Consider the following 6,924-nt stretch of genomic DNA (forward strand, 5'->3'; position numbering starts at 1 on the left):
ACCCCTATGCCAGTTTTTTTGGGGGTGGAATTCCCTGCCAGAGGGGAATACCCGGTTTTTAGGGTGATTTTAATGCCTTCCTGGCATACAATGCCCCCATGAAGATTCAACCCCCGACATTGCTGCTCTTTGACGCCGATAATACCCTTCTCGATTTTACCGCCTCCCAAACCTGGGCTCTGTCGCACACCCTTGCCCGGTTCGGTATGGACGATACCCCGGCGGTGCATGAGCTGTACAGCCGGATAAACCACCGGCTCTGGGCGCAGCTGGAGAGCCAGAGCATCAGCTCCCAGGAACTCCGTCTTGAGCGCTTTCGGCTGCTCCTGGAGACCCTGGACACACCGGCGGACCACCGGGCATTAAGCAGTAGCTACCTGGAATTCTTGGCCCAGGGTACCCATCTTGTCCCCGGCGCCCGGCAGCTCGTTTCACAGCTTCATGGAATCGTACCCATGGCAATTGCCACCAACGGCATCAAGGAGATCCAGCACAGCCGCCTGAAAGGCAGCGGCCTGGCGGGTTTTTTTGAGGAGATTATTGTTTCCGAGGAGGCCGGGGCGGCGAAACCTGACCAGCGGTTCTTTTCGTACGCCTTCAGCCAGCTGGGCTTTTCACCCGCCGACCGCCCCCGGGGAGGCCGGGTGGTCATGATTGGCGATTCGCTGTCATCGGATATCCGGGGTGGAAACCTCGCGGGCATCCACACCTGCTGGTTCAACCCCGGAAATACCCCGGCACCCGAACCCATGAGCCAGGACAGCCCGACCTATACCATCACTGCCCTGGATGAGGTACTTGTCCTTCCGGGGCTTAAGGAACAGCTTAGCGTTCCAGGATAGCCGAGATTTCCTTCATCTGGCGGTCCGTCAGGGGACCCTTCTCCAGGGACATGAGGTTTTCCCGCACCTGGTCCTCCGTTCGGAATCCTGGTATGGGAACCGTATTGGGGCTTCGGGCCCAGAGCCAACCCAAGGCCCCTTGGGAAAGGCTGCGCCCGTCCTGGGTCAATACCTCCCGGACTGCATCCCGCTTCGCCAACCACTCAGCACTCGGTTTTCCATCCTTGAAGTACTTCATCCAGTCCGGGCTTTTTGCCCCACGGACATCATTATTCCCGGGCTTTGTGGCACCGGTGTATTTTCCGGTTAACAGACCCATGGCCAGGGGCCCGCGATTGATGGCTGCCAGGTTATACCTCTCGGCAACAGCGATTACATCGGGATTGTCATCAAGAACGTTGAGCTGAAACTGCACTGCTGTACAGTGCTCCCCCTGGGCGAAGAACTCGGCACGGTCTGGAAAATCGGTACTCCAGCCGTAGGCCCTGATCTTTCCCTGGGCGACCAGCTCCTCCAGGGTCTCCCGAACCGGCCCAGCCTGGTCGGCAGGATAGCCGTTATCATGAAACTGGTAGAGATCGATATAATCGGTTCCAAGGCGCCGAAGGGAATCCTCGCAGGCCCGGCGGATTCCCTGGGGTGTTGCATCGCTGCCGGTAACCTGCCGGGTCTGCTCATCGAAGACCGCGTTAAACTTGGTAGCAATTACCACCTCGGAGCGGCGGCCCTGGAGCGCCCTGGCCAATACCCGCTCACTATGTCCGGCACCGTAGACGTTCGCTGTATCAAAGAAGGTAATACCCCCCTCCAGCCCCGCGTGAATAGCCCGGATGGACTGGTTATCATCCACCTCGCCCCAGCCGTTCGGGGTGTCCCCGGACCAAAAGGGTCCGCCTATGGCCCAGCACCCCAATCCCAGGGCGCTCACCTGAATACCCGAGCGGCCCAGCTTCCTGGTACGCCAACTGATGTTCTGTTTTGTTTCTGCCATACATACCTCCGTCCACCATGGTACCATGGATGGGGTGTTAGTTGCAGCAAAAAACTTACCTGCGTGTTCTTGGTGCCAAACCTGCACCTACCCCTGGATCTGGCCGGTTATGCGAATCTTACCAGGCAGATCGATAACCCGGCCCGCGATACATGCCTCCACACCCTGGGATACTAATACCTTGAGGCAATCCTCCGCTCGGTTCTCGGCAACCCCGAACAGGAGTCCCCCGGAAGTCTGGGGATCAAAGAGCAACCCACGGGTACGATCGCTCAGGTCTGCCAAGTTCTCCACCAGGGGCCCCCGGAACTCCAGGTTATTCTTCGTGCCCCCGGGTGTCAGCCCCTGGCTCACATACTCGGCGGCTCTGGGTAGAATCCTCAACCCCGCTGCGTCGATTTCCATGCCCAGGGATGAATGCACCACCATTTCGCTGGCGTGCCCGATCAAGCCGAACCCCGTAACATCCGTACATGCCGAAACCCCGAAGGCACGGATTGTTTCAGCCGCCCGGCGGTTTAGTTGAACCATACTGCGCGTTGCAGCTTCCACCGCCTCGGGATGAGCCCGTCCCTCCCGGAGGGCCATATTGATGGTACCCGTCCCCAGGGGTTTGGTAAGGATCAACCGATCCCCAGCAGCCAGGGTATTGTTTTTCCAAACCTCCCGGGGATGCACCAAACCGGTAACGGAGAGCCCGAATTTCAGCTCACCATCCTGAATGCTGTGCCCACCGACCAAGGGGGTATCCGCCTCCCGGAGAATCTCCAGGGCGCCCTGGAGAATTTCCCCCAGCACCTCGATATCCAGGGTTCCCAGGGGAAATCCGACAATGCTCATTGCGGTTACCGGCCGGCCGCCCATGGCATACACATCCGAAAGGGCGTTCGCCGCAGCGATCATACCGAAGGTCCGGGGATCATCCACAATGGGCGGGAAAAAATCCAGGGTCTGCACCAGGGCGGTATCCGGGCTGATCTGATATACCCCGGCATCATCGCTGGTGGAAAAATCAACCAACAACCCCGGATCCACCATGCGGGGCAGACCGCACAAGGCCTTATCCAGGAGACCCGGGGCAATCTTTGCTCCGCATCCGCCGAAGGTTGTAAACTTGGTTAACTGCATATCCCCTCCTTATTAATCCTCTCGTTCCGTCTCACCACCGCCGTATTCTCCCGAACTCAAGGCAGCGGCAGCAGCCCGGGGATCATCCTCCATGGGCTTCAACTCCCACACCCGGCCAGGCCGTGGTCTGGTCATGCAATTCTGATATGCCCTATCGTAGTATTCCAGGGTGATTCTAGCCGCGGTGAGGTAGTCCCCGCTCTGCAAGGCCTGTAACGCCTCCCGGGTCCTCAGCCCCCCGAGCCGTTTTTGTATCTTCAGGATCGCCCCATGCAGCTCCTCATCCGAAACCCCTGCATACTCCCGAACCAGGCGTCTAGCCCGTTGCTCCCCATCCACCGTTACAATCACCATGGGACATTCCTGCATCCGGTTATGAACATCTCGGGGAACGAACACCGAACCAATCCGCAAACTCTCATCCTCCACCCAGATCCGACGCGATTCATCGAAGCCTCGCAGGGTATCCCACACCAGGTTCTCGAAGCCTTCGGTTTCCGGCTGGGAACCCATGCCGATATGACCGAAACTGGAACCCCGATGTCCGGCGAGCCCCTCAAGATCCAAAACCTGCTCACCCCTCTCCGCCAGGCACCGTAAAATCTCGGTTTTACCACTACCGGTATACCCGCCGAGAACCTGAAACCGCCAGGGCTTTGCAAATATCCTGTGAACCTCATGCCGAAAGGCCTTATACCCCCCCGACAGCTGAACGACCCCCGGAAACCCCGCAGTCTCAAGCAGCCAGGCCATGCTCGCGCTCCGCATTCCTCCCCGCCAGCAATACACCCCGAGGCTGCCCGACCCGGCAACCTCCCTAGCCCGGCGTACCAGATCCGCCAACCGCGGACCCACGAGCTCTAACCCCCGTACCACCGCCTCATCCCGTCCGCCCCGGGCGTAGAGGGTACCCACCTCCGCCCGTTGTACATCGGAAAACAGGGCGATATTGACGGCACCGGGGATATGCCCCCGGCGAAACTCCCCCGGGGTCCGAACATCAACAACAGTCGAATCACCCTGCTCTAATAACCCTAAAAAATCCTGAATACCCTGTGTAATCCATGCCATACTACCGGGCATTGTATCATAGCTTCGCCCCGGATTCCTCAGAACCACCAGGAAAGCTCATGGTACTCAAGGGACTTCGCACCCCCCGCTTATTCCGTGCCGCCACATGGGTATAGACCATGGTGGTTTGGACGTTGTTATGCCCCAGAAGCTCCTGAATAGTCCGAATATCGTAGCCGTCCTCCACAAGATGGGTAGCAAAACTATGCCTCAGGGTATGTACCGAGGCGTGTTTGACCAAACCCAGCCGCCCCACCGCCCCATGCACCTGCTTTTGAATAACCGAGGGATGCAAATGCCACCGCACCAGCTTCCCGGTGACCGGATCGCCGCAAACCCGGGTCGATGGAAACACCCAGAACCACCCCCATTCCAACCCCAGTGCCGGGTACTTCCGTCCCAATGCCCCGGGAAGCGGCACCCCCGGGCCGCCAGTCTTCCTATCCCGCTCCCAGCGTTGCCTCACACTCTCCAAATGGTTATTCATTGGACCATGCAATCCCCGGGGGAACAGGGTGATCCGATCCTTATCTCCCTTCCCGGACCGTACCGTGACCAATTCATCCTCAAAATTGAGATCCTGTACCCGCAGACTCAAACACTCCTCCAAGCGTAGTCCCCCGGCATATAACACCCCCGCCACCAAACGGTACACCCCATCCAGTTCCTCCAGCAACCTGCCCACCTCCTCCCTGGTGAGTACCACGGGAAGCCTCGGTTTTCGCTTCGCCCGGACCACCGAAAAAAGACCATCCAACTGAATCCCTAACAAGTCCCTCACAAACACCAATAGGGCATTAAGAGCCTGCTCCTGGGTAGAGGCGCTCACCTTGCGTTCCACCGCAAGCCACCCCAAGAATGCCCGTACATCCTCGGGTTCTATCACCCTTGTCCCCAACTCTTCCCAGGCTTTCCGGTCTCTCCCACCTGCCCCGCCCCCCAAGGCTCCAGGCCCCGGCACCAGGGACTTTGGCCCTCCCTTCCGCACTGCCCCGGAATCCAGCGTCCCCAGCATCCCATTCCCTCCTGCACCTCCAGTTGCAGCACCGGTGGACCAAGAAGTCCCGTTAACACCGGCAGCCCCAACAATCCGCCAGCAACGAACCTTCACCTCTCTGCGATGCTCTAAAAACCACATGAAACGCTCCACCCATCCCATGTAGGTTTTCTCCGTTTTAATCGACCGATGCCGCAACCGTAGAATCTGCTTTACCTCTGTCCCTGCCCAAAAACAAAATCCCTGCCATACCCCCGCCCCCTGGTCCCCGTCACCCCCAGACGACCCAGTTCGGCTACCTGGTTTGATCGCTTCCACGCTTTGTTGGCTAACACCGGCACCTGTCTTGTTTCGCGTTTTGGGGTGATTCGCCTGCCCCTGATTCAATTGGCTATTTCCGCTTTTACCTGAATCCAAATACAGCCAATAGTACCGTACAGCCTGCAGGGCCTCCCCGACTGCAAAATCGTCTTTATTGCGCCGCAGCCAACCCTCGAAGGCTTGGAACTTCTCTTCTCGCTGTCCTCCCTCCACCTGGCCATACCACCTCTCAAAGAGTTCAACCCATTTGATGGCCCAACCAACCTTGTGGGGTTTCATACCAACCACCCGTCCCAGATAGTCCGAAAACGCAATACTCTTCATACATTCCTCCTGGTCCTACTCAAATTCTTTACCGGAAAACTAACTAACATACCGGAGAGATTGCGTATTTTGCTTCATTTCCAGCCAATATTGTTTTACAATGGGTTATCTCGCCGCCCCAGTGCCCAGAAGGTTGGTACCAGCTTATGGGGAAAACGAGGGAGAGAAGATGTTATGTTGACCCCTTCGGGGCCAGAGGAAAGAATGAAAATATTAACCTGGAACTGTAATGGGGCTTTCAGAAAAAAAATTAGGAATATTGATGTAAGTAAAATCGATATCCTGATAATACAGGAATGTGAAAACCCAGATATGGTTAAATTTGAAGACGATTTTTATAATGCATTTGAACATCGATTATGGGTTGGTGATACAAAAAATAAAGGCCTAGGTGTTTATTCAAGAAACAGAATTAAAAAAATTGATATTGACAATAAACATCATGGAAGAAAATTAAAGCATTTTATTGCATTCGCAGATCACAACGAACAAAAATATTTAGCAGCCTGGACTCACAAAAATGATTGCGCAGCATTTCAGTATATTGGTCAGCTATATCTATTGATGGAAAAGAATCAAGAATTTATAAAAAATTCAATAATTTTAGGAGATTTGAATTCAAATACCATTTGGGATGAATGGGATAGATGGTGGAATCATTCTGATATTGTAAAAATATTGACTGTATACGGAATTAAAAGTGTTTATCATGTGATGAATAACGAAGAACAAGGAAAAGAATCGCAACCGACATTTTTTCATAGGAAAGATTTACTTAAATCATATCACATTGACTATATTTTTAGTCCTCAAAAATTAATTGAAAATACAAGAGACTTCAAAATTATTAAAGAAGATAATTTAACTGAAATGAGTGATCATCTAGCATTAGAATGGGAATATAATGAATTAGAAGAAACATAACAACTGCTTCAACTTGACATTACCTTTGTCATGATTTTTGCATGCGCAAAAATCACGCCAAGCCCTTCGGGCACGGTAATGCAAGTTAAGCAAATGTTATAAAGAGCCGAGTAATGTAATTTTGCAATGCGTTTCCGATAGTCCTTGGTTTTCGGAAGTCATTACCAGCAGAGGAAGTCGCCCTTCCTACGAAATCGTCCTTGGTTTCTGTAAGCGCCTTCCCTACTCGATATAAAAAAAATAAACAATCGGGTTGGAGTGTGGAAGGGCTACAGTTCTCCAATGAATCTGGAGCCAAGGTTTTGTTTTCTTTTTATACATTTTGG

General features: G+C 54.3%; 6 protein-coding genes. 2 read left to right on the top strand and 4 right to left on the bottom strand.

The window, feature by feature from the left end:
- Positions 1-98: 98 nt before the first annotated feature.
- Positions 99-842 carry a YjjG family noncanonical pyrimidine nucleotidase gene (locus DC28_RS05510; RefSeq protein ID WP_037546680.1) on the top strand — a complete coding sequence of 248 codons (744 nt, stop codon included), beginning with the start codon at positions 99-101 and terminating at the stop codon, positions 840-842.
- On the opposite strand, the gene DC28_RS05515 is transcribed toward DC28_RS05510, so the two are convergent.
- The 4 genes from DC28_RS05515 to DC28_RS15315 all read right to left on the bottom strand — a co-directional run bounded on the left by DC28_RS05515 (position 826) and on the right by DC28_RS15315 (position 5,674).
- A complete protein-coding gene (locus DC28_RS05515) occupies positions 826-1,833 on the bottom strand; it encodes an aldo/keto reductase (RefSeq protein ID WP_052078500.1) in 1,008 nt (335 codons plus the stop codon). The two genes, DC28_RS05510 and DC28_RS05515, sit on opposite strands and share 17 nt — an antisense overlap.
- An 87-nt stretch (positions 1,834-1,920) precedes the next feature.
- A complete protein-coding gene (selD, locus tag DC28_RS05520; RefSeq protein ID WP_037546683.1) occupies positions 1,921-2,961 on the bottom strand; it encodes a selenide, water dikinase SelD in 1,041 nt (346 codons plus the stop codon).
- 12 nt (positions 2,962-2,973) lie between these two features.
- Complete coding sequence (mnmH, locus tag DC28_RS05525) at positions 2,974-4,032, bottom strand: tRNA 2-selenouridine(34) synthase MnmH (RefSeq protein WP_037546729.1); 1,059 nt, start codon at positions 4,030-4,032, stop codon at positions 2,974-2,976.
- Positions 4,033-4,048: 16 nt separating this feature from the next.
- Positions 4,049-5,674 (bottom strand): integron integrase, encoded by a 1,626-nt coding sequence (locus DC28_RS15315; RefSeq protein WP_052078501.1) that lies wholly within the window; start codon positions 5,672-5,674, stop codon positions 4,049-4,051.
- A gap of 204 nt (positions 5,675-5,878) precedes the next feature.
- Between DC28_RS15315 and DC28_RS05535 the strand changes: the two genes are divergently transcribed.
- A complete protein-coding gene (locus DC28_RS05535) occupies positions 5,879-6,598 on the top strand; it encodes an endonuclease/exonuclease/phosphatase family protein (RefSeq protein WP_037546685.1) in 720 nt (239 codons plus the stop codon).
- Positions 6,599-6,924 lie beyond the last annotated feature (326 nt).

This window comes from Spirochaeta lutea, assembly GCF_000758165.1.
In the GTDB taxonomy this organism is placed as follows: Bacteria; Spirochaetota; Spirochaetia; order DSM-27196; family Salinispiraceae; genus Spirochaeta_D; species Spirochaeta_D lutea.

What these genes read in the sequence shown, in the direction of transcription:
- selD (WP_037546683.1), bottom strand. Translation starts at nt 2,961, where the DNA reads ATGCAGTTAACCAAGTTTACAACCTTCGGCGGATGCGGAGCAAAGATT.
- DC28_RS05515 (WP_052078500.1), bottom strand. Translation starts at nt 1,833, where the DNA reads ATGGCAGAAACAAAACAGAACATCAGTTGGCGTACCAGGAAGCTGGGC.
- DC28_RS15315 (WP_052078501.1), bottom strand. Translation starts at nt 5,674, where the DNA reads ATGAAGAGTATTGCGTTTTCGGACTATCTGGGACGGGTGGTTGGTATG.
- DC28_RS05535 (WP_037546685.1), top strand. Translation starts at nt 5,879, where the DNA reads ATGAAAATATTAACCTGGAACTGTAATGGGGCTTTCAGAAAAAAAATT.
- DC28_RS05510 (WP_037546680.1), top strand. Translation starts at nt 99, where the DNA reads ATGAAGATTCAACCCCCGACATTGCTGCTCTTTGACGCCGATAATACC.
- mnmH (WP_037546729.1), bottom strand. Translation starts at nt 4,032, where the DNA reads ATGGCATGGATTACACAGGGTATTCAGGATTTTTTAGGGTTATTAGAG.